The sequence below is a fragment of the Achromobacter sp. SD115 genome (assembly GCF_017355315.1).
Taxonomy (GTDB): domain Bacteria; phylum Pseudomonadota; class Gammaproteobacteria; order Burkholderiales; family Burkholderiaceae_B; genus Achromobacter; species Achromobacter xylosoxidans_B.
The window spans coordinates 37,723-56,439 of sequence record NZ_JADIJM010000023.1 but is presented as its reverse complement, the minus strand read 5'-3'; the positions used below and the strand labels follow the sequence as shown (position 1 = coordinate 56,439).

Annotated in this window: 21 protein-coding genes; 8 read left to right on the top strand and 13 right to left on the bottom strand. The window is 66.2% G+C overall.

Annotation, left to right across the window (positions count from 1 at the left end):
• Positions 1-6 precede the first annotated feature (6 nt).
• The 6 genes from IPU70_RS26175 to IPU70_RS26150 all read left to right on the top strand — a co-directional run bounded on the left by IPU70_RS26175 (position 7) and on the right by IPU70_RS26150 (position 5,988).
• Positions 7-891 carry a branched-chain amino acid ABC transporter permease gene (locus tag IPU70_RS26175; protein WP_207471975.1) on the top strand — a complete coding sequence of 295 codons (885 nt, stop codon included), beginning with the start codon at positions 7-9 and terminating at the stop codon, positions 889-891.
• 5 nt (positions 892-896) lie between these two features.
• A complete protein-coding gene (locus IPU70_RS26170; protein ID WP_207471974.1) occupies positions 897-2,711 on the top strand; it encodes an ATP-binding cassette domain-containing protein in 1,815 nt (604 codons plus the stop codon).
• Entirely contained in the window at positions 2,704-3,429 is a 726-nt protein-coding gene (locus IPU70_RS26165; RefSeq protein ID WP_207471972.1) for an ABC transporter ATP-binding protein, read from the top strand. The genes IPU70_RS26170 and IPU70_RS26165 overlap by 8 nt, the downstream gene beginning before the upstream one ends.
• A gap of 6 nt (positions 3,430-3,435) precedes the next feature.
• The gene (gene lpdA / locus IPU70_RS26160; protein WP_242702707.1) at positions 3,436-4,875 is read left to right on the top strand and encodes a dihydrolipoyl dehydrogenase; all 1,440 of its coding nucleotides are present in this window, start codon (positions 3,436-3,438) and stop codon (positions 4,873-4,875) included.
• 42 nt (positions 4,876-4,917) lie between these two features.
• Positions 4,918-5,571, top strand: a complete 654-nt coding sequence (locus IPU70_RS26155; RefSeq protein WP_207471970.1) for a TetR/AcrR family transcriptional regulator — start codon at positions 4,918-4,920, stop codon at positions 5,569-5,571.
• Positions 5,572-5,670: 99 nt separating this feature from the next.
• Positions 5,671-5,988: a hypothetical protein gene (locus IPU70_RS26150; RefSeq protein WP_207471968.1), complete on the top strand. Its 318-nt coding sequence runs from the start codon at positions 5,671-5,673 to the stop codon at positions 5,986-5,988.
• 30 nt (positions 5,989-6,018) lie between these two features.
• Here the strand turns inward: IPU70_RS26150 and IPU70_RS26145 are convergent, their stop codons facing one another.
• Positions 6,019-6,621: a LysE/ArgO family amino acid transporter gene (locus IPU70_RS26145; RefSeq protein WP_207471966.1), complete on the bottom strand. Its 603-nt coding sequence runs from the start codon at positions 6,619-6,621 to the stop codon at positions 6,019-6,021.
• 178 nt (positions 6,622-6,799) lie between these two features.
• Positions 6,800-7,024 (bottom strand): YdcH family protein, encoded by a 225-nt coding sequence (locus tag IPU70_RS26140; protein WP_013395499.1) that lies wholly within the window; start codon positions 7,022-7,024, stop codon positions 6,800-6,802.
• A gap of 253 nt (positions 7,025-7,277) precedes the next feature.
• Between IPU70_RS26140 and IPU70_RS26135 the strand changes: the two genes are divergently transcribed.
• Positions 7,278-8,426 (top strand): sterol desaturase family protein, encoded by a 1,149-nt coding sequence (locus tag IPU70_RS26135; RefSeq protein ID WP_013395498.1) that lies wholly within the window; start codon positions 7,278-7,280, stop codon positions 8,424-8,426.
• Between the two features lie 79 nt (positions 8,427-8,505).
• Here IPU70_RS26135 and ycaC read toward each other — a convergent pair whose 3' ends face one another.
• The 3 genes from ycaC to IPU70_RS26120 all read right to left on the bottom strand — a co-directional run bounded on the left by ycaC (position 8,506) and on the right by IPU70_RS26120 (position 10,930).
• On the bottom strand, positions 8,506-9,132 hold the full coding sequence (gene ycaC / locus IPU70_RS26130) for an isochorismate family cysteine hydrolase YcaC (protein WP_207471964.1): 627 nt from the start codon (positions 9,130-9,132) through the stop codon (positions 8,506-8,508).
• A gap of 58 nt (positions 9,133-9,190) precedes the next feature.
• Positions 9,191-9,868, bottom strand: a complete 678-nt coding sequence (locus IPU70_RS26125; RefSeq protein WP_013395496.1) for a hydrolase — start codon at positions 9,866-9,868, stop codon at positions 9,191-9,193.
• A gap of 114 nt (positions 9,869-9,982) precedes the next feature.
• On the bottom strand, positions 9,983-10,930 hold the full coding sequence (locus tag IPU70_RS26120) for a LysR substrate-binding domain-containing protein (RefSeq protein WP_013395495.1): 948 nt from the start codon (positions 10,928-10,930) through the stop codon (positions 9,983-9,985).
• Between the two features lie 110 nt (positions 10,931-11,040).
• On the opposite strand from IPU70_RS26120, the gene IPU70_RS26115 reads away from it, so the two are divergent.
• Complete coding sequence (locus IPU70_RS26115; protein WP_207471962.1) at positions 11,041-11,859, top strand: 2-keto-4-pentenoate hydratase; 819 nt, start codon at positions 11,041-11,043, stop codon at positions 11,857-11,859.
• 35 nt (positions 11,860-11,894) lie between these two features.
• Here the strand turns inward: IPU70_RS26115 and IPU70_RS26110 are convergent, their stop codons facing one another.
• The 8 genes from IPU70_RS26110 to IPU70_RS26075 all read right to left on the bottom strand — a co-directional run bounded on the left by IPU70_RS26110 (position 11,895) and on the right by IPU70_RS26075 (position 18,653).
• Complete coding sequence (locus tag IPU70_RS26110; protein ID WP_207471953.1) at positions 11,895-12,983, bottom strand: LacI family DNA-binding transcriptional regulator; 1,089 nt, start codon at positions 12,981-12,983, stop codon at positions 11,895-11,897.
• Between the two features lie 25 nt (positions 12,984-13,008).
• Positions 13,009-14,043: a succinylglutamate desuccinylase/aspartoacylase family protein gene (locus IPU70_RS26105; protein ID WP_207471951.1), complete on the bottom strand. Its 1,035-nt coding sequence runs from the start codon at positions 14,041-14,043 to the stop codon at positions 13,009-13,011.
• A gap of 66 nt (positions 14,044-14,109) precedes the next feature.
• A complete protein-coding gene (locus IPU70_RS26100) occupies positions 14,110-14,457 on the bottom strand; it encodes a RidA family protein (RefSeq protein WP_013395491.1) in 348 nt (115 codons plus the stop codon).
• Positions 14,458-14,480: 23 nt separating this feature from the next.
• Positions 14,481-15,266 (bottom strand): transporter substrate-binding domain-containing protein, encoded by a 786-nt coding sequence (locus IPU70_RS26095; RefSeq protein WP_207471949.1) that lies wholly within the window; start codon positions 15,264-15,266, stop codon positions 14,481-14,483.
• Positions 15,267-15,290: 24 nt separating this feature from the next.
• Positions 15,291-16,031: an amino acid ABC transporter ATP-binding protein gene (locus IPU70_RS26090; protein WP_013395489.1), complete on the bottom strand. Its 741-nt coding sequence runs from the start codon at positions 16,029-16,031 to the stop codon at positions 15,291-15,293.
• Positions 16,018-16,668, bottom strand: coding sequence for an amino acid ABC transporter permease (locus IPU70_RS26085; RefSeq protein WP_013395488.1), 651 nt, complete (start codon positions 16,666-16,668; stop codon positions 16,018-16,020). The genes IPU70_RS26090 and IPU70_RS26085 overlap by 14 nt, the downstream gene beginning before the upstream one ends.
• An 11-nt stretch (positions 16,669-16,679) precedes the next feature.
• The gene (locus IPU70_RS26080; protein ID WP_207471947.1) at positions 16,680-17,348 is read right to left on the bottom strand and encodes an amino acid ABC transporter permease; all 669 of its coding nucleotides are present in this window, start codon (positions 17,346-17,348) and stop codon (positions 16,680-16,682) included.
• Positions 17,349-17,351: 3 nt separating this feature from the next.
• Positions 17,352-18,653 carry an alanine racemase gene (locus tag IPU70_RS26075; RefSeq protein ID WP_207471945.1) on the bottom strand — a complete coding sequence of 434 codons (1,302 nt, stop codon included), beginning with the start codon at positions 18,651-18,653 and terminating at the stop codon, positions 17,352-17,354.
• Positions 18,654-18,717: the final 64 nt, after the last annotated feature.

Here is an 18,717-nt window from a genome sequence, read left to right as displayed (position 1 = left end):
GGTGATATGGATTTCTTTATCCAAATGATCGTGTCGGGACTGAGCGTCGGCGCTGCCTATGCGCTGATCGGTCTGGGCCTGAACCTGACGTTCTGGACCACGCGCGTGCTCAATTTCGGACAGGGTTCGGTGCTGATGGCCGGCGCGATGCTGACGGCCGTCATGGTCGGCGCCGGCGTCAACGTGTTCCTGGCCGTGGGCGTGTCGTTGCTGGCAACGGCCTTCATCCTGTGGGTGGTCGAGGTCGTCGGCGTGCGGCCTACGCGGCGCGTCGCCGGCAGCATGGGATGGGTGGTATCCACGCTTGGAATAGGCATATTCCTGCAAGGAGTGGCGAGCTGGCTGTTCGGCACCCAGGCCGTGGCGTTTCCGGACGTGCTCTTCAGCAGCACGGATACGGTGGAGTTCATGGGCGCCTATATCTCCCTGCAATACATCGCCGTTTTCGTCATCAGTGTGATGATCGTCGGCCTGATGGAACTGTTCCTGCGCCATTCCATCTGGGGCTACGGCGTGCGGGCGGTCGCCCATGACCGCGACCTGGCGTCGCTGATGGGCATACCGGTCTACCGCGTGGTCGTCTTCTCTTTTCTCGTGAGCGGCGTGCTGGCGGGCATCGCCGGCATCCTGGTGTCGCAAGTGTCGGGCACGGTGGATCCGAACTTCGGCCTGCATCTGCTGATCCTGGCGTTCGTTGCGGCCGTCATGGGCGGCATGGGCAGCGCGTCCGGCTCGCTAGTGGGCGGGTTGATCCTGGGCATCCTGGAAAAGCTGGTGGGCGGCTATGTCTCGCCCGCCGCGGCCGAGGTCGTGGCCTTCGTGCTCTTGATAGGCGTGTTGACGATCCGGCCGCAGGGCCTGTTTGGCAAGCGCGAAACGGTGAAGGTGTGAGGACGATGAAACAGCTAGGAAAAATCCTGTCGAACTCCTGGACGCTTGGTGCGCTGGCCGTGGCGCTGGCGGTGGGCGCCGACCATGTCGCCACCGGCACGGTCCAGATGTGGAGCTTCGTCATCATCAATATCCTGCTCGCACAGGGCATCAATCTGCTGACCGGCATCAGCGGGCAGATTTCGCTGGGCCACGCCGGATTCTTCGCCATCGGCGCCTATGCCAGCGCCATCGCGATGAAATCCTGGGGGGTGCCGTTCCCCGTGGCGCTGGTACTGGCCACCTTTGGCGCTGCGGCGGTCGGCTTGCTACTTGCGGGCCCTGCGGGCCGAGTGCGCGAGTTCTATCTGGCGATGATGTCGCTGGGCTTCGGCCTGATCGTCTATGAACTGGCGCGCGAGTTGCGCGGCGTGACGGGAGGGGTGATGGGCATGCGCGGCATTCCGTCGTCGCAGATAGGAACCTTGCAGATCTTCGGTTGGAGCATCGACACCGTTGCGTACTTCCGCATTCTGCTGGTGGTGTTGCTGGTCGTCATGCTGATGTTGCGAAACTTCGTCAAAAGCCATTTCGGCAGGGCGTTCTACGCCGTGCACGTCAGCGAAATCGCCGCTGGTTCACTGGGCATATCCCAGGCCGCCGTCAAACGTGCCGCCTATGCCATCAGCGGCGGGCTCGCGGGCCTGGCAGGGGGGTTCTATGCGCACATGATCGGCTATCTGACGCCGGAGAGCTTCGGCCTGATGCGGTCCATCGAGATCCTGGTGATGTCCATCGTGGGCGGCCTGGGTTCGCTCGCGGGACAGGTATACGGGGCGGTGCTGTTCACCTACCTGCCGCAGAAGCTGCAGGCTTTCAATGACTATCAGTACATCGTCTATGGCTTGATTCTGGTGTTCATCTTCTCCTTGTTGCCCAAGGGCCTGGCCGGCTTGCTGCGCACGCAGACACGCTACAGCAAGTTCGACCAATTGCGCCCCGCAGCGGGCAGCGCGGCCGAGCCGCCAATGTCGCGGCGGCAGCCCGCGGCAGGCATTGGTGGAGGACAAGCGTTGGTGCGTGTCGAGGGCGTGGTCATGGAGTTTTCCGGCCTGCGCGCGCTGGCAGGAGTGTCGCTCGAGCTCAGCGCCGGCAACATCACCGCGCTGGTCGGCCCCAATGGCTCGGGCAAGAGCACGCTGGTCAACGTCATCAGCGGCATCTATGCGCCGACTTCGGGGCGCATTCTTTACAAAGGCCAGGACATCGCCGGCTGGCCCTCCCACAGGGTGGCGCAGGCTGGCATCACCCGAACCTTCCAGGATCCGCGCAACGTGCCCAGCTTTACAGTGCGCGAGAACATCCTGATGGGTGCCCATCGCCGCTATCGGCACGGCGCCCTTGCCGCAGCTTTCAATACGCCCGGTGCGAGGCGCGAGGAAGGCGCGCTGCTGCGCCAGGTCGAAGCCTTGATGCAGGCGGCCGGGTTGGCCGGGCACTCGGACGCCATCATGAGCGAATTGCCCTACGGCATACAGCGCCTGGCCGAAGTTGCCCGCGCCCTGGCGAGCGATCCGGAGCTGCTGCTGCTGGACGAACCCGCCGCCGGCCTGTCCGAAGTGGAGTCCGAACACCTGGTCAGGCTGGTTCGCCTGGCGCGCGATCATGGCGTGGCCATCATGATCATTGATCACCACATGGATTTCCTGGCCGAACTGGTCGACGAAGTGGTGGTGTTCGAAGCCGGCGAGGAAATCTACCGGGGTGACATGGACGGCATGCGCGCCGACCGGGCCGTGATCCAGGCCTATCTTGGCGTTGAGGAGCCGGCCCATGCTTGAAGTCCGCAATCTGCAGGTAAGTTACGGCGCGATCGATGCCGTGCGTGGTGTCAGCCTGACGGCGCGCCCTGACGGCATCACGGCTCTGATAGGCGCGAACGGCGCCGGCAAATCGTCGCTGATGCGAGCGATATCAGGAGTGACGCCGATCAAGGGCGGACAGATTCTGCTGGATGGCGAGGACATATCTCGCCTGCCTCCGCACGAGCGCGCGCGGCGGGGGCTGGCGCACGCCATGGAGGGACGGCGCATCTTCCATCAACACACGGTAGAGGAAAACCTTATTACGGCTTGGCACTTTCGCAAACCCAAGGGCAATTTCAAGACAGCGCTGGAGCAGGTGTACGGCAATTTTCCGGTTTTGGCGCAACGCCGGGCAGCGAAGGCGGGGACCCTGAGCGGCGGCCAGCAGCAGATGCTGATCCTGTCGATGGCCACGTTGCATGAGCCGCGCTGCGTGCTGCTGGACGAGCCGTCCCTGGGGCTGGCGCCCATCGTCGTCGCGCAGATATTCGACTTCATCAAACAGTATTGTGCGCAGGGCGGCCGTGTGGTTTTGCTCAGCGAGCAGATGGCCAGCCTGGCGCTCAGAGTGGCCGATTTCGGCTACGTGCTCAAGCACGGTACGACGGTCTTCGAGGGCACACGCGAAGTGCTGACGGGCGGCGCGGGGGCGGCGCTGTCCAGCGCCTATCTGGGCGCAGGCAGAACGGAATAGGCAGACATGCAGACCGAAAACAAGGACAGGCCGCCCGTGGGCGAAAACATCGATACCGAACTGCTGGTACTGGGCGGCGGGCCAGGTGGTTATACGGCGGCCTTCCGCGCCGCCGATCTGGGGCTGTCGGTGACGCTGGTCGAGGAACGGCCGGCCCTCGGAGGCGTATGCCTGAACGTGGGTTGCATCCCTTCCAAGGCCCTGCTGCACGCAGCCAGCGCCCTGGAAGAGACGCGAGGCCTGCACGAGCTGGGCATCGAGTTCGGCGAGCCGCGCATCCGCCTCGACAAGTTGCGGCGGTGGAAGGAGGCGTTGGTCGCCAAACTGAACGGCGGACTGGCGGGCCTGGCAAAACGGCGCAAGGTTCGCGTGGTGCATGGCCTGGGGCAGTTCACTGGGTCCAACACCCTGGAGGTCGCCGGCGGCCAAACCGTGCGCTTCAAACAGGCCATCATTGCCGTGGGCTCGCATCCCGTGCGCTTGGCGGGCTTGCCGGACGATCCTCGCATCATGGATTCCAGTGATGCCCTGGCGCTTGAGAGTGTGCCCCAGCGCCTGCTTGTGGTGGGTGGCGGCATCATCGGCATGGAACTTGCCACGGTGTACGCGGCGCTTGGCACGAGGGTGACGGTGGTGGAACTGACCGACGGCCTCCTGCCGGGATGCGACCGCGATCTGGTGAAGCCCCTGGAGCAGCGGGTGGCCAGCCGATACGAGGCCATTCTGACTGGCACGCGGGTGGTCTCGGCCAGCGCGCGGGAGGACGGGGTGCACGTCGTGTTCAGCGGGCCGCATGGCGTCGGACCCCAGGTGTATGATGCCGTCTTGGTCGCGGCGGGCCGCCGGCCCAACGGGGCCCGGATCGGAGCAGACCGCGCCGGAGTCCTCGTGGACGAACGCGGTTTCATTGCGGTGGATGAACGCCAGCGCACCAATGTCCCGCATATTCTGGCCATAGGCGATGTCGTCGGTGAACCGATGCTGGCGCACAAGGCGGCCTACGAGGGCAAGGTGGCGGCCGAGATAGCGGCGGGCAAGAAGGCAGGCAACGATGCCAAGGTAATTCCGGCAGTCGCCTACACGGATCCGGAAGTGGCGTGGGTGGGCTTGACCGAGACCGCCGCGCGCCGGGACGGCGTGGCGTTCGAGTCGGCCAGCTTCCCCTGGGCGGCCAGCGGCCGCGCGCTGAGCCTGGGACGCGGAGAGGGACTGACCAAAATCCTGGTCGAGCCACGGACCCGCGCCTTGCTGGGGGTGGGCATGGTGGGGCCGCAGGCGGGCGATCTGATCTCTGAAGCGGCGCTGGCCATCGAGATGGGCGCGGAGCCCGGTGACATCGCGCTTACCATACACCCGCACCCGACCTTGTCGGAGACGCTGGCGTTTGCCGCCGAGGCCTATGAGGGGACGCTCACCGAGTTGTTCCTCTCTGGGAAAAAAAGTTAAGTATGCGGCCGGTCCACGCAATTCACCGGGAGGGTTTGATCAGTGGCAACATGGAATAATTCGGTGCCGACGCACAAGGCGATGCACCAATTGAAGCGCGAAGCGCTGCTGCGCCAGGCGATTGCCGCCTTCAATCAGAAAGGGTTCCACGCTACTTCGCTGGGAGATATCGCGACGAGCCTGGGCGTGACCAAGGCCGCGCTCTATCACTATTTCCCGAACAAGCATGCCCTGCTGTATGAGGCGTTCGCCGAGGCGTTGCGAGTGGGGTTCGAGGCCATCGAGGCGGCCGAACGCCATGGCGGCACCGGCCTGGAAAAGCTGCAGTTCGCGTTGCGCGAGTACCTGGAGGTGACGCTCAGCGAAATGAGCCGCTGCGTCATCATTACAGAAGAGCATGCGCTCGAACCGGACGACCGCGCCGAGATCGTCAAGCAGCGCGACCGCTTCGAAGCCAAGCTGCGCGCCTTCGTGCGCGAGGGCATGGAGGACGGCACCATTATCCAGTGCGATCCGAAGCTGGCCATCTTTTCCATTTTTGGTGCCGTGAATTGGGTGCCGAAGTGGTATTCGGACGCGGGGGAATGGAACAATAAACAGCTGGCCAAAGGCATGTCCGAACTGCTGTGCCGTTCCATCGCCAGCAAGCCTCCGGAGGGATTTGCGCCCGACATCGGCAAGATGCAGGTGGAATAGCTGCGCCGCCGAGGAAAATTTACGTTCTAATCGCGGTCTATGAAGCTAGCGCCAACACGCTGGCCGCAGCTTGCGGCCCGCCAGACCGGGGAAGACAGAATGAGAACATCCTTGCTTTTCGTGGCTGCCATCGTGACGGGCTGCGCCAGCACTAGTTCCGGCGACCTGCTGACCGAATCGAAGGTGGCGGCCATCAGGCTCAACGTCACGACCTACGACGAGATGGTCCGGGACTACGGCCCGCCCCGCTCCCAGAGCGTCAACCGGGATGGTCTGACCACGGCCACCTGGTTCTATTTCGACAACAGCGCCTACGGCGCGATGGACAACCAGCAAACCTTGACGGTGATCTTCAACAAGGACCGCACGGTCAAGGACTACATGAACGCGTCCGCCGGATCAGGCAAGAGCCGGTAAACCGGACACCCCGGGGGGCCGGCCGGGCGGTCAGAGCACCAGCTTCAGCCCGATGGCGAACATGGCCGCGGCGACGCAGCCGTCCAGCACCCGCCACGCGTTGGGATTGGCGAAGATGGGCCGCAGCAGGCGCGCTCCATAGCCCAGGGCAAAGAAGAAAGCGAACGAGGCCGAAATCGCGCCCAGCGCGAAGGCGGTCTTGTGGCCGTCGTACTGGCTGGACACCGATCCCAGCAGGACCACCGTGTCCAGGTATACGTGGGGATTGAGCCAGGTCAGGGCCAAGCAGGTCGCCAGCGCGGCGGCGCGTCCCGCCGTCTGGGTGGATGACGGCGTCAGGTTGTCATGGCGGGCGCGCAGCGCCGACCTCAGGCTGCGCGCGGCGTAGGCGAACAGGAACAGGGCGCCGCCATAGCGCAGGGCGGGTTCCAGCCAGGGCAGGGCGCCGACCGCCAAGCCGAAACCGGCCACGCCGGCGCTGATCAGGATGGCGTCCGACAGGGCGCAGGCCAGGCAGACGGCAAAGACATGTTCCTGGCGCAGTCCTTGGCGCAGGACGAACGCGTTCTGCGCGCCGATCGCCATGATGAGGCTCAGGCCGAGCAGGAAGCCGGGAATGTAGGCGGTGGTCATCGATACCCTTCAGGGAAGGGCGACAGACTAGCCTTTGCCAAAAGATTAGGAAAACTAATTATCCTAATCCTTATTTAGTTCTGCTAATTTTCTCGGCGCATTCCGCCGGTCAGGAGGGGCTGGCGATGGCGGCACGGGACCGGAGTGGTCCGATGCCGCCCGTAGCGGTGCGGTGAACTCAGCTGCCGCCCTGGTCGGCAGCGCGCAGGATGCCGTACAGCTTGTCCTTCAGGTGCAGTTTCTCCTTCTTGAGCACTTCGACCTCGTTGCCCGACGCCGGCTGGATGCCGGCCTCCATGTTCTTGATTTCCTGGTCCAGGTCATTGTGACGCTGGAACAGCGCTGAGAAATGCGCGTTTTCGGATTTCAGTTGGGTAATGAGGTGGCGGTATTCAGGGAACATAGGGGCCTCTTTAAAGAACCGGTTGATGGGCACTGCGGGAAACCGGGGAACCTGATGATCCATAAAGCTTTCGATTCCATGACACGCCAAGCCCGCGTCGTTGTCAACCGCCCGGCAGGCCGCGGCCAGCGGGCGGATTGATGCTGCGCAAGCCTGCGCGGCACTGATTCTGTCGTGGCTGTTCACCTTTGCTTACATGCAGATCCGTCCCCAGCGATACACTCGCTTCCCCGTGGTCTGCCATAAATTTGAAATGAATCAGCGCGCGTCCATCCTTCGCCAGGTCTTTGACCTTTTCAAGCAGGACGGGAGAATCCACCCGGGAACGGGCATGATGAGCGGCGTGATTGCGCTGTTCCTGGCGATCCTGGCGGTGCTGGGGGTCCTGGCGTTCCACTTTCCCGCCTACCTGACCACGCCGGAGCTGCGCAGCTTCTACAACGTGGACGTGATGCGCGGCCTGCTGTTCGGGGCGCTGCTGGTATCGGGCACGATCGCGCTGGCCAATACCGTGCTGGGCCGTCAGCGCTGGCTGAACATCGCGGCCTTCGTACTGGTGTGCGGGGCGGTGGCCGCGGGCGGCAGCAATGTGGTGGTGACCTCGTCCAATACCGGCAACCACCCCTATCTGGGTCTGGACTGGTTCATCCTGGACCTGCTGGCTTCCAGCACCGTGTTCATCATTTTCGAGAAGCTGTTCCCGCTGTATCCGGGCCAGCCGGTGTTTCGCGGCGAATGGCAGGTGGACATGAAGCACTTCCTGTTCAACCACCTGTCGGTGGGGGCGGTGCTGCTGTGCATCAACTTCTTCGTGCACCGGCTGTTTTCCTGGGCGGCCTACGAGCCCCTGCAGCAGGCGATCGTGTCGTTGCCTTATCTGGCGGAGTTGTTCCTGGCGGTGCTGGTGGCGGATCTGGTGCAGTACGCGGCGCATCGCGCGTATCACGAGGTGCCGTTCCTGTGGCGCATCCACGCGGTGCACCACAGTACCCGCACGCTGGACTGGCTGGCCGGTTCGCGCCTGCACATCGTCGAATTGCTGATCACCCGGGTCGCGGTGCTGGGCGTGCTGTTCGCGCTGGGCTTTTCCAAGCCGGTGCTGGACGCCTACATCATCATCGTCGGCTTCCAGGCCGTGCTGATCCATTCCAATGTCAGGCTGCCCTGGGGCTGGCTGCGTTACATCATCGTGACGCCGGACTCCCACCACTGGCACCATTCCTCGGACACCGAGGCGATCGACCGGAACTATGCCGCGCACTTCTCGTTCATTGACTATGCATTCGGCACGGCGGTGCGCGGCGTGAGCAAGCGCCTGCCCGAGAACTACGGCATCCTGGACAACGACATGCCGGGCACCTTCCTGGCGCAGCAGGCCTACCCGTTCGCCCGCAAGAAATGAAACGGCGGCGCGCCCGATGCGCGCCGCCGCGGAAGATGCCGCCAGCCGGCTCAGCGCCTGGGCGCGGCCGGCCGGGACATTACCTGCTGCCCTTGACGGTGGAGTAGGCGGCCATCAGGTTGCGGTAGTCGGGGATGTGGTTGGAGAACAGCGTCCCCAGGCCTTCGATGTCGTTGCGCCAGTCGCGGTGCAGCTCGCACGCCACGCCGAACCAGCTCAGCAATTGCGCGCCGGCCTGCTCCATGCGGCTCCAGGCGGCGTTGCGGGTCACTTCATTGAAGGTGCCGGACGCATCGGTCACGACGAACACGTCAAAGCCTTCCTCCAGGGCCGACAGCGCCGGGAACGCCACGCAGACTTCGGTGACCACGCCGGCGATGATCAACTGCTTCTTGCCGGTGGCCTTGACGGCCTTGACGAAGTCTTCGTTGTCCCAGGCGTTGATGTTGCCCGGACGGGCGATGTAGGGCGCCTTGGGGAATTTGTCTTTCAGTTCCTGCACCAGCGGGCCGTTGGGGCCGTCTTCGAAGCTGGTGGTCAGGATGGTGGGCAGCTTGAAATATTCGGCCAGGTCGGCCAGCGCCAGGACGTTGTTCTTGAACTGGTCGGGCTGGAAGTCCCGGACCAGGGACAGCAGGCCCACCTGGTGGTCGACCAGCAGCACCGCGGCCTGGGTCTTGTCGAGTTTCACATAGGGCTTGGTCATTGCATACTCCATGAGGGAATTGCGCGCCTTGCGGCGCGCGGGGGACTTCAGGGCCGGCTCAACGCTGGGAGTCGAGCTGCTCGCCCTTCTTGATGACTTCCTGGGCCCGGTTGTAGCTTTCGATCAGCAACTGGTAGGGCGGGAAGATCTTGGTATAGACCTCGGCCCACTTGGCGGCGTCTTCGCGGTTCCAGGTCTTTTGCAGCTCGGCCGCGACGGCGCCCGTGTCCATGGGCACGACGCCGGCCTGCACCACGCGCGCCAGGGTGATTTCCTGGGCCATCTTGCTGTAGGTGCCCGAGGCGTCGACCACCACGAAGACCTTGTAGCCCTCGGCCACCGCGCTGATGGCGGGGAAGGCCATGCACACGCTGGTGATGGTGCCGGCGATGATCAGGGTCTTGCGGCCGGTCGCCTTGACCGCCGCGACGAATTCAGGATTGTCCCAGGCATTGATTTCACCTTTGCGCGCGACGTATTTCGCATGCGGGGCGTTCTCGTGGATTTCCGGGATCAGGGGGCCGTTGGGGCCTTGCGGCACGGAGGCGGTGGTGATGACAGGCAGCTTTGCCAGGGTGGCCATGGAGGCCAGCGCGCCGGCCAGCGAGCGCAGCTCGGTCATCGGCATGTCGGCAACCGTCTGGAACAGACCGCTCTGATGATCGATCAGCAGCATGGCTGCATCGTTGGGATCGATGACGGGGCGCTGGCCGTTGAAGTTGGCGGGGACGCTCATGGTGTGCTCCAGTTGAGGTGGGGCTAACCATGCTAGGAGCAACGCGGGCCGCTGGGTAGGCGGGGAAAATGGGTTTCTGCGTCCCACTCGTCGAACGCTGGCCCAGCCCCGGAGCTACTTCAAGGTGGGCAGCTTGTGGCGCACCTGCGTGTCGTGTTCACGCTTGGCCACTTCCTGGTACTCCGAGCTGAGGAAGTCCAGCAGTTCCCGCACGCCGGGCAGCAGGCCGCGGCGCGACGGGAAGATGGCGTGCACGCTGCCGGCCTCCGGCTGCCAGGGAGCGCCCACGTCCACCAGGGTGCCCGCGTCCAGTTCGTCGCGGATCATCAGCAGGGGCAGGGCGACCACGCCCACGCCGCGCAAGGCGGCCTGCTTCAGGGCCAGCATGTCGTCCGTCACCAGGCGCGGCGTGAACGGCACGACAATGCGCGCGCCGTCCGGCCCGTCCAGCCGCCAATGGGATTCGCGCTGTTCGGTGCCCAGCGCCAGCGTGGGCAATTCGCTCAGGGCGTGGGGGTCGGCGGGCAGCGCGATGCTGCGCGCCAGCGCTGGACTGGCCACCAGACACTGGCAGCTCATGCCCAGGGGCTTCATGATGAGGTCGCTGCTTTCGATGGGCCCGAAGCGCACGCGCACGGCGATGTCGAAGCCCTCGCGCAGCACGTCCACCGGCCGGCTGAAGCTCTTCAAGAACACGTGGACCTTGGGGCAGCGGACCATGAAGCGGGCCACCAGATCGCCCAGGAAGTAGTAGATCAGCGCGGGCGGGGCGCTCATGCGTATCGTGCCTTGCGGTTCGGCCCGGGTGCGGTCGATGACTTCCTGGGCTGCTTCCGCGCCCGCCAGCATCGACAGGCATTGTTCGTAATATTCCTGACCCAATTCGGTCACGGCGAAGCTGCGCGTGGAACGCTGGATGAGCCGCACGCCCAGCCGGTCTTCCAGCAGCGCGATGCGCCGGCTGAGGCGGGACTTGGGTATGCCGAGCGCCCGTCCCGCAGGCGCGAATCCGCCGTTCTTGACGACCTGGACGAAGTAATAAAGGTCATTCAAGTCGTGCATTGCTTCCCCCAACTGTTCTGAAAATAGGACATCAGAGGGGAGCATATAACGGCTGCGGTATTGCGCGGGCAGCTTTTCTTTTACATTCGAACCTACCCTCAGGAGCCACCATGCCAGCTTCCGACCCCGCGTCGCTCGCGCGCGAAATCAAGGCGGCGCAGGATCATGCCGCTTACCTGGCGCCGCCCACGGCCAGGCGGCCGCGCTTCGACCTGGATGCCGCCTACGACGTGGCCGCGCGGATTCACCAGGCGCGGCTGGCGGAAGGCGCGCTGCTCGTCGGCCGCAAGATTGGGTTCACCAATGCCGCGATGTGGGCAGCGCTGGGCGTGGATTTTCCGGTATGGGGACGGGTCTACGAGCACAGCGCGATCTACGACGACACCGGCGAAGTCCATTGCCGCCTGGGCCGCTATGTCGAGCCGCGCATCGAGCCGGAGATCGTGCTGCATTTCCACAGCGCGCCGCCGCGGACGCGGGATCCGGCCGCGATACTGGAGTGCGTGGACTGGATCGCCCATGGTTTTGAGTTGGTGCAGTCGCACTATCCGGCCTGGCAGTTTCAGGCCGCCGACACCGTGGCGGACAACGCCTTGCATGGCGCGCTGTTCATCGGGCCGCTCATGGAGCCGGCCGAGCTCGGGCCGGGCTTGATCGAACGGCTGGCGGACTTCCGGGTAGACCTGTCCTGCAACGGCATCCACCGCGAAACCGGGACCGGCGCCAACGTGTTGGGCAGCCCGCTGGAGGCGCTGGCCCATCTGCTGGCGGTGGTGGCGGAACGGCCGGCCGACGAGGCGATCCAGGCGGGCGAACTGGTCACGACCGGCACGCTGACCAAGGCCTGGCCGGTGCATCCGGGCGAAACATGGAGCACCACGCTGGACGGCATCGGCCTGCCTGGGCTGCGCATCGTGTTCGACGAGTGATCTTGGTGCCGGCCCTTGCCGGCCGGCCCGCAAGCCTAGGCGCTGGCGCGCTGGTTGAGCGTCAGCGGAAACACTTCCTGGCGCGCGGCGGGTGCACCGCCGTTCAGGCGCTGCAGCAGCAGTTCGCCCGCGCGCGCGCCGAGCTTGCGGCTGTCCACGCCTATGGTGGTCAGGCCCGGTTCGATTTCGCTGGCGATGTCGGTATCGCCGAAGCCCAGGATGGCGACGTCGCGCGGAATGGCGAGCTGACGGTCGCGCGCCTCGAACAACGCGCCCACCGCCAGCAGGTCATTGGCGCAGAACACGGCGTCGAAGGCCTGGCCCATGGCGAGCAGGCGGGTGAAGGCCGCGCGTCCGTCGGCGATGGTCTGCGCGTTGTCCACGGCCAGTTCGGCCACCACTTGCAGGCCTAGCTCGGTGGCGGCGGCGTTGAAGCCCTGGCGGCGCAAGTCGCCGCGGCCGCCCTGGCGGGCGACGAAGGCAACGCGCCGGTAGCCGCGCGCGGCCAGATGGCGCGCGGCCATGACGCCGCCGTCGTAGTTGGAAAAGCCCACCAGCATGTCGATGGGATCGCGCGGATAGGCCCAGGTCTCCATGATGGGGATGCCCAGCTCGCGCAGGGATTGGCGGTTTTCCTCGAGTTCGATGACGCCGGTGAACAGCACCGCTGCGGGCCGCAGGGCGCGCAGCGATGCAATCATGCTGGTTTCCTTGGCGTAGGAATACGAGGTCTGTCCCACCATGAGCTGGTAGCCCTGCGGCTCCAGCACTTCGGCGCAGCCCTGCACCGCCAGCGCGAACTGCTGGCTGAGGATGTTGGAGACGAAGGCCGCCACCACGCTGGACTGCCCGGAGCGCAAGGCCCGCGCATGCGGGTTGGAGGCATAGCCGGTCTGCGCCACCACCTGCAGGATGCGGTCGCGCTTTTCCTGCGCCACTTTTTCGGGCTGGCGCAAGGCCCGCGATACGGTGATGGGCGACACCCCGGCCAGCCTGGCTACCTCTTCGATGCGCGGCGGTTTGGCGGGGGCGGTCGCGCGCGCTGGCGCGGCCGCGCCCTCGGGACGCACACGCAGCACGTCGTCATAGGTGGGGGCGGAAGGAGGCGCGGGCCGGTGGCTCATGCGATTTCTTTTGATGGTTCCGGGGTCAGGCGGCAGCCGCCAGGATATCAGCCTGGCCGACCGGACGCGCAACCTGGATCAGGCTGTCGCCGGATTCGCAGTCGGTATGCAGCCGCCGGGAAATGACGATGCCTGACTGCCGGAAGCGCAGGACTTCCTCTTCCGCGTCCAGTTGGTTGAGGTCATGGTAGTAGCCTGCGACATCGCCTTTGTTGACCGTCGCACCGATGTCCACCGCCGGCTCGAACCAGCCGCGGCGGGTGGCAAAGATGTTCTGCTCGTGGCTGTCCAGCTCCAGCAATTGCATGGCGGGCGCGCCGGGCACGTGCGGGCCGAGCAGCGGCGCGTCGGTCACGCCCAGCTTCTGCAGCAGATTGTCGATGGCGCGTTGGGTCGCGGCCAGCGTGGCCGGGGTCAGCGTGCCGCCGCCGCCGAATTCGCCGCTGATGCCGATGGCGCCCGCGCGCGCGGCCGCCGCCATGGAGGTGGGCGCATCGCGGCCGTTGGCCGCGACGAAGGCGTGGCCCATGCCGAGCGAGCCCATCAGGTCCAGCGCGCGCGCCATGCGCTCCGGCGAGTCCTGGCGCTCGATCAGGGCGGTGGGCAGGTGCGCCATCGAGGTGCCGCCGGAATGGATGTCGAACACCACGTCGTGGCGCGGGAACAGTTCATGTTCCAGGAAGTGCGCCAGGCGTTCGGTCGGGGTGCCGCCGGGCATGCCGGGGAAGGCGCGGTTGAGATTGCCATTGTCCAGCGGCGAGCGCCGCCGCGCCGCCATCACGGCGGGCAGGTTGGCCAGCGGCAGGATCGTGACCTCGCCGCGCATGCGGGCGGGTTCCAGGCGGCGGATCAGGCGGCCCAGGGCGACCTCGCCTTCATACTCGTCGCCGTGGTTGCCGGCCATGAGCAGCACGCGCGGGCCGCTGCCGTTGCGGATGCGGCAGATGGGAGTCTTGATCTGGTAGTAGGGCGAACGGTCCACCGAATAGGGGGTGCCCAGGAAGCTGAGCGCCTTGCCGTCGGCGTCGAAATCTATCTCGTGAAACAGGCCGGTATGCATGGGGAGAGACAACAGCGCCGCGCAAGGCGGCGCGAAAAGGGGATCGGAAGGCCTAGGCAACGCGCCTTAGCGCAGCGCGGCGACCGCGGTCATTTCGACCCGCAGGTCGGGGTCGGCCAGGCGCGCTTCGACGCAGGCGCGGGCCGGCGGGTTGGCGGGGTCGATCCAGGCGTCGTAGACGCGGTTCATGGCGTCGAAGTCGCCGATGGCGGGCAGGAATACGTCCACTGCCAGCAGGCGGGATTTGTCGCTGCCGGCCTCGGCCAGCAGCGCCTCGATCTTGGCCAGCACTTCGCGCGTCTGCGATTCGAGCGAACCCTGGCGGTTGTCGGCGACCTGGCCGGCGATGAACACGAAGCCGTTGTACGAGACGGCCTGGCTCATGCGCGAGCCGGATTTGTAGCGTTTGATCATGCGAGTCCTTTTGATTCGGCCGATTACATCTGCGGCAGGGTCTGGGCTTCCTTGAACCACTTCTGCTGCAGGGCCGGCAGCTTGCCGTTCAGGCGGTTGGTGAAGAGGAAGGTGTTGATCCAGTTCAGCAGGTTCTGCTGGCCCTGCTGCACGGCGGCGTGGGCGGGCGACTGGCGGATCAGGAACTTGAGCTGGGGTGCGCGGGCGGGATTGTCTTCGGTCACCTTGAGCGCGATGGCGCTGTTCTCGGCGAACGACTCCGACTGGCCGGCCAGATAGGCGGCCACTGCCGACGGCGTGTCCTCGAAGCGCACCAGCTTGGCGCCGGGCGCGTTGTCGGTGAGCCAGATGTCCAGCGTGGAGCCCTTGGCGACCGCGATGCTGTGGCCCTTGAGTTCGTCGACGCTCTTGGCTTGCGGCATGGCTTCGCCGCCATAGACGCCCAGGTTCACCGCGGCGTAGGGCTGCGAGAACATGACCTGCTGGGCGCGCTCCGGGGTGGCGCCGGCGGCTGCGATCAGCACGTCGACCTTGCCGGCCAGCAGGCTGGGGATGCGGCTGGCGCCGGTGACCTGCACCAGCTCCAGCTTCACGCCCATGTCGGCGGCCATCAGTTTGGCCAGGTCGATGTCCAGGCCGGCGGCCTCGCCCTTGGCGTCCTTGAAACCCCAGGGCGCGGCATCCATCAGCACGCCCACGCGCAGCTTGCCCGCGCCCAGCACGTCCTGCAGTTTGTCGGCGGCCGAGGCGGGCGCGGCCAGGGAGAGACAGAGGGCCGCGGCGGCGGCCAGCTTGGCGTACAGTTTCATGCGATGACTCCAGGGGCGGTTGCTTCAGTGAGTGGAAGGCGCGGCCGTGCCGATGAACTGGCGCAGCTCGGGGGTTTGGGGGTTGGCGAAGAGTTCGGCGGGCGGGCCTTGTTCCCAGACGCGGCCCTGGTGCATGAACACCACCTTGGACGCGACGTTGCGGGCGAAGGCCATTTCGTGCGTCACCAGCACCATGGTCATGCCCTGGCGCGCCATGTCTTCCATGACCTTCAGCACCTCGCCCACCAACTCCGGGTCCAGCGCCGAGGTGACTTCGTCGAACAGCATCAACTGCGGTGCCATGGCCAGGCAGCGGGCGATCGCCACGCGCTGCTGCTGGCCGCCCGAGAGCAGGGCCGGATAGGCGTCGATCTTCTCGGCCAGGCCGACGCGGCGCAGCACGTCCAGCGCCAGCGCGCGGCCCTGCGACTTGGCGATCTTGCCGTTGAGCGTGGGCGCCAGCGTGATGTTGCGTTCCACGTTCAGGTGCGGGAACAGGTTGAACTGCTGGAACACGATGCCCACGCGCTGGCGGAACTGGCGCAGTCCGGGCATGCCGGCATGGATCTGTTCGCCGCCGATGCGGATGTCGCCGTCGTCCACCGTTTCCAGCGCGTTCAGGCAGCGCAGCAGGGTCGACTTGCCCGAACCGGAGCGGCCGATGATGGTGACGATCTCGCCTTCGTTGACCTCGAGCGAGACGCCGTTGAGCACCGCGTTGGCGCCGAAGCGTTTGTGGATGTTGGAGACTTCAACGAGCGCCATGGAAGCGGCCCTCCAGGTTACGGGCCCACATCGTCAGGGGCAGGCACGCCGCGAAGTACAGCAACGCGACGCAGGAATAGACCAGCAGGGGCTGGAAGGTGGCGGCGCTGGCGATCTGCCCGGCGCGCGCCAGTTCGACGAAGCCCACCACCGAGGCCAGCGAAGTGCCCTTGATGAGCTGCACCAGGAAGCCCACCGTGGGCGGCAGCGACAGGCGGAAGGCCTGCGGCGCGATCACATGGCGGAACTGGTGCCACTTGGACAGCCCCAGGCAGGCGGCCGCTTCCCACTGCTCGTGCTTCACGGCCTGGATGCCGCCGTACCAGATCTGGCCCAGGAAGGCCGCGGTGTAGATGATGAAGGCGACGCTGACGGCGGTCAGCGCGGGCACTTCGATGCCCAGGAACACCGGCATGCCGAAGTAGAAGAACATCAGCAGGCCCAATAGCGGTACGCCCTGGACCAGCTGCTGCAGGGCCGCGGCCAGCCAGCGCAGCGGCGCCGAACGGTGGCCGCGCAACAGCGCCAGCCCCAGGCCCAGCGGCGCGCCGATGGCCAGCGCGATCAAGACCAGGGCCACCGTCCACTGCAGCGCGCTGATGAGGGAGGCGAAATCGCTCAGGGTAAACGTACGCATGCTTGCAGCTCCTAGCGGCGCACGGGCCAGGTGAACGTCAGGCGGCCGGCCAGGGCCAGCAGGGCCTTGGTGATCAGTACCAGCGTGAAATAGATGCCGCAGATCACGGCATAGACCTCGAAGCTGCGGTAGGTGCGGCTTTCGATGAAGCTGCCGGCATGGAACAGGTCTTCGGCCGACACCTGCGAGGCCAGGGAGGTGCCGAGCAGCAGGATGACCAGCTGCGTGCCCAGGGCCGGATAGACGTTGCGCAGGGCGGGCGCCAGCACGATGTGGCGGTACACCTGCCAGGTGCTCAGGCCGAGGCAGTGGCCGGCTTCGATCTGGCTGCGTGGAATGGAATCCAGGCCTGAGCGCAGGATCTCGATGGCATAGGCGCCGAAGTACAGGCTGAGCGCCAGCGCCGCGGCCACGAAGGGCGGCATGCGCAGGCCCAGCCCCGGCAGGACGAAGAACACCACGAACAGCTGGATCAGCGACGGCGTGTTGCGGAACACCTCGACATAGGCGCGCAGCGCCAGCTTGACCCCTTTGGGGCCGTGGCGCGTCAGCAGGGCGCCGGCCAGGCCGATGGCCAGTCCGGCGACCACGGCGATGATGGTCAGCTCCAGCGTCACCTGGATGCCGTCCCAGAGCTGTTCGCGGTAGCGCCAGATCTGTTGGAAGTTCAGCTGTTGCATGGCTTACCCGAAGAACGTGCGATACGCCGACTGCACGCGGCCGTCGACGTCCAGGCCGAAGAAGACGCGCCAGCGGTCCAGACAGGTGCAGGGGTGGGAAATACCGAACTCGATGACGTCGCCCGGCGCCAGCTCGCTGTCCGGCGCGATGGCCAGGAAGGCGTGCTGGTCATTGAGCCGCGTGACGCGGGCCTGCGCATCCCAGCCGGGCAGGGCCGCGCCGCCGCGAAAGGCCGCCAGCGGCGCGGGCAGGTCCTGGTCGTAGGACACGTCGCGCATGCCGAAGCCGCAGATCGCCAGGCCCGGCTCCGGGCGCGACAGGACTTCGCCCCAGAGGCGCAGGGCCGGCCGGAAATCGGTGGCGGCGCTGCGCGCCTGGCCGTCGACCTGGAAGCCCGCGCGGGCGTCCATGGCTTGCAGCGCGCGCTGATAGGTGCCGTGGTCATGGAAGAAGATGGCGCCGCTGCGCAGCACCAGCTGGGCATTTCCGTCCTCGGCGAGCCAGCCTTTGGCCGCCTGGGTGACATGGTCGAAGAAGGCCGAGCCGCCCGCGGTGAACACCAGCGGCGCTTGCGGCGCCAGGGTGCGCACTTGTTGGAACGCCCGGGCGGCGCGCTTCATCAGCGCGGCGATGTTCTGCGCGGTGAGCGCAGCGTCAGACGAGGCGACGGCGCCTTCATAGGTGGCCACGCCCGCCAGCGCCAGTTTGTCGCCCTGTTCGCCGATCGCGTCCAGGATGGCCGAGACCGCGGCATCGTCGCGTGCGCCCGCGCGGCCGCCGCCGACTTCCACCAGCACCTCCACCGGCCGGCCGGCTTCAGCCGCCGCGGCGGCCAGCGACCGCACCGTGGCGGCGGAATCCGCGAAGGCCAGCAGGCGCGCATCGGGGTAGGCCGCCAGCAGCTTGCCCAGGCGGGCGCCGCTGGCCGCGCCGCCGATCTCGTTGCCCAGCATCAGGCGGGAGACGCCGGCGCGCAGCAGCACCGCGGCTTGCTGCAGATTGGCGACGGTGGCGCCCCAGGCGCCGGCATCCAGCAGCCGCTGCACGATCTGCGGCGACATCGGCGTCTTGGCATGCGGCGCCAGCGCTGCGCCGTGGCTGCGGGCGTATTGGAAGATCTGTTCGACGTTATGGGCGAAGGCCGCCTCGTCCAGCGTCAGGACGGGCAGGGCCATGTTGCCGCTGCTGGGCTGCCAGCCGCGGGCCGCCACGGCGCGCAGCGCAACCGCTGGTTCGCCCGGAGGAATGCCCCGGTAGGTGTCGTCCAGTGGAGTATCGAGCAGGGTTTCCAGGAAGGGATTCATGCGGCCGCCGAAGAAGGATTCAGGGATATGACAACGTTATCATTTGATGGCGGCAGTCTAATGG

What these genes read in the sequence shown, in the direction of transcription:
- IPU70_RS26175 (WP_207471975.1), top strand. Translation starts at nt 7, where the DNA reads ATGGATTTCTTTATCCAAATGATCGTGTCGGGACTGAGCGTCGGCGCT.
- IPU70_RS26170 (WP_207471974.1), top strand. Translation starts at nt 897, where the DNA reads ATGAAACAGCTAGGAAAAATCCTGTCGAACTCCTGGACGCTTGGTGCG.
- IPU70_RS26165 (WP_207471972.1), top strand. Translation starts at nt 2,704, where the DNA reads ATGCTTGAAGTCCGCAATCTGCAGGTAAGTTACGGCGCGATCGATGCC.
- lpdA (WP_242702707.1), top strand. Translation starts at nt 3,436, where the DNA reads ATGCAGACCGAAAACAAGGACAGGCCGCCCGTGGGCGAAAACATCGAT.
- IPU70_RS26150 (WP_207471968.1), top strand. Translation starts at nt 5,671, where the DNA reads ATGAGAACATCCTTGCTTTTCGTGGCTGCCATCGTGACGGGCTGCGCC.
- IPU70_RS26145 (WP_207471966.1), bottom strand. Translation starts at nt 6,621, where the DNA reads ATGACCACCGCCTACATTCCCGGCTTCCTGCTCGGCCTGAGCCTCATC.
- IPU70_RS26140 (WP_013395499.1), bottom strand. Translation starts at nt 7,024, where the DNA reads ATGTTCCCTGAATACCGCCACCTCATTACCCAACTGAAATCCGAAAAC.
- IPU70_RS26135 (WP_013395498.1), top strand. Translation starts at nt 7,278, where the DNA reads ATGAATCAGCGCGCGTCCATCCTTCGCCAGGTCTTTGACCTTTTCAAG.
- ycaC (WP_207471964.1), bottom strand. Translation starts at nt 9,132, where the DNA reads ATGACCAAGCCCTATGTGAAACTCGACAAGACCCAGGCCGCGGTGCTG.
- IPU70_RS26125 (WP_013395496.1), bottom strand. Translation starts at nt 9,868, where the DNA reads ATGAGCGTCCCCGCCAACTTCAACGGCCAGCGCCCCGTCATCGATCCC.
- IPU70_RS26120 (WP_013395495.1), bottom strand. Translation starts at nt 10,930, where the DNA reads ATGCACGACTTGAATGACCTTTATTACTTCGTCCAGGTCGTCAAGAAC.
- IPU70_RS26115 (WP_207471962.1), top strand. Translation starts at nt 11,041, where the DNA reads ATGCCAGCTTCCGACCCCGCGTCGCTCGCGCGCGAAATCAAGGCGGCG.
- IPU70_RS26110 (WP_207471953.1), bottom strand. Translation starts at nt 12,983, where the DNA reads ATGAGCCACCGGCCCGCGCCTCCTTCCGCCCCCACCTATGACGACGTG.
- IPU70_RS26105 (WP_207471951.1), bottom strand. Translation starts at nt 14,043, where the DNA reads ATGCATACCGGCCTGTTTCACGAGATAGATTTCGACGCCGACGGCAAG.
- IPU70_RS26100 (WP_013395491.1), bottom strand. Translation starts at nt 14,457, where the DNA reads ATGATCAAACGCTACAAATCCGGCTCGCGCATGAGCCAGGCCGTCTCG.
- IPU70_RS26095 (WP_207471949.1), bottom strand. Translation starts at nt 15,266, where the DNA reads ATGAAACTGTACGCCAAGCTGGCCGCCGCCGCGGCCCTCTGTCTCTCC.
- IPU70_RS26090 (WP_013395489.1), bottom strand. Translation starts at nt 16,031, where the DNA reads ATGGCGCTCGTTGAAGTCTCCAACATCCACAAACGCTTCGGCGCCAAC.
- IPU70_RS26085 (WP_013395488.1), bottom strand. Translation starts at nt 16,668, where the DNA reads ATGCGTACGTTTACCCTGAGCGATTTCGCCTCCCTCATCAGCGCGCTG.
- IPU70_RS26080 (WP_207471947.1), bottom strand. Translation starts at nt 17,348, where the DNA reads ATGCAACAGCTGAACTTCCAACAGATCTGGCGCTACCGCGAACAGCTC.
- IPU70_RS26075 (WP_207471945.1), bottom strand. Translation starts at nt 18,653, where the DNA reads ATGAATCCCTTCCTGGAAACCCTGCTCGATACTCCACTGGACGACACC.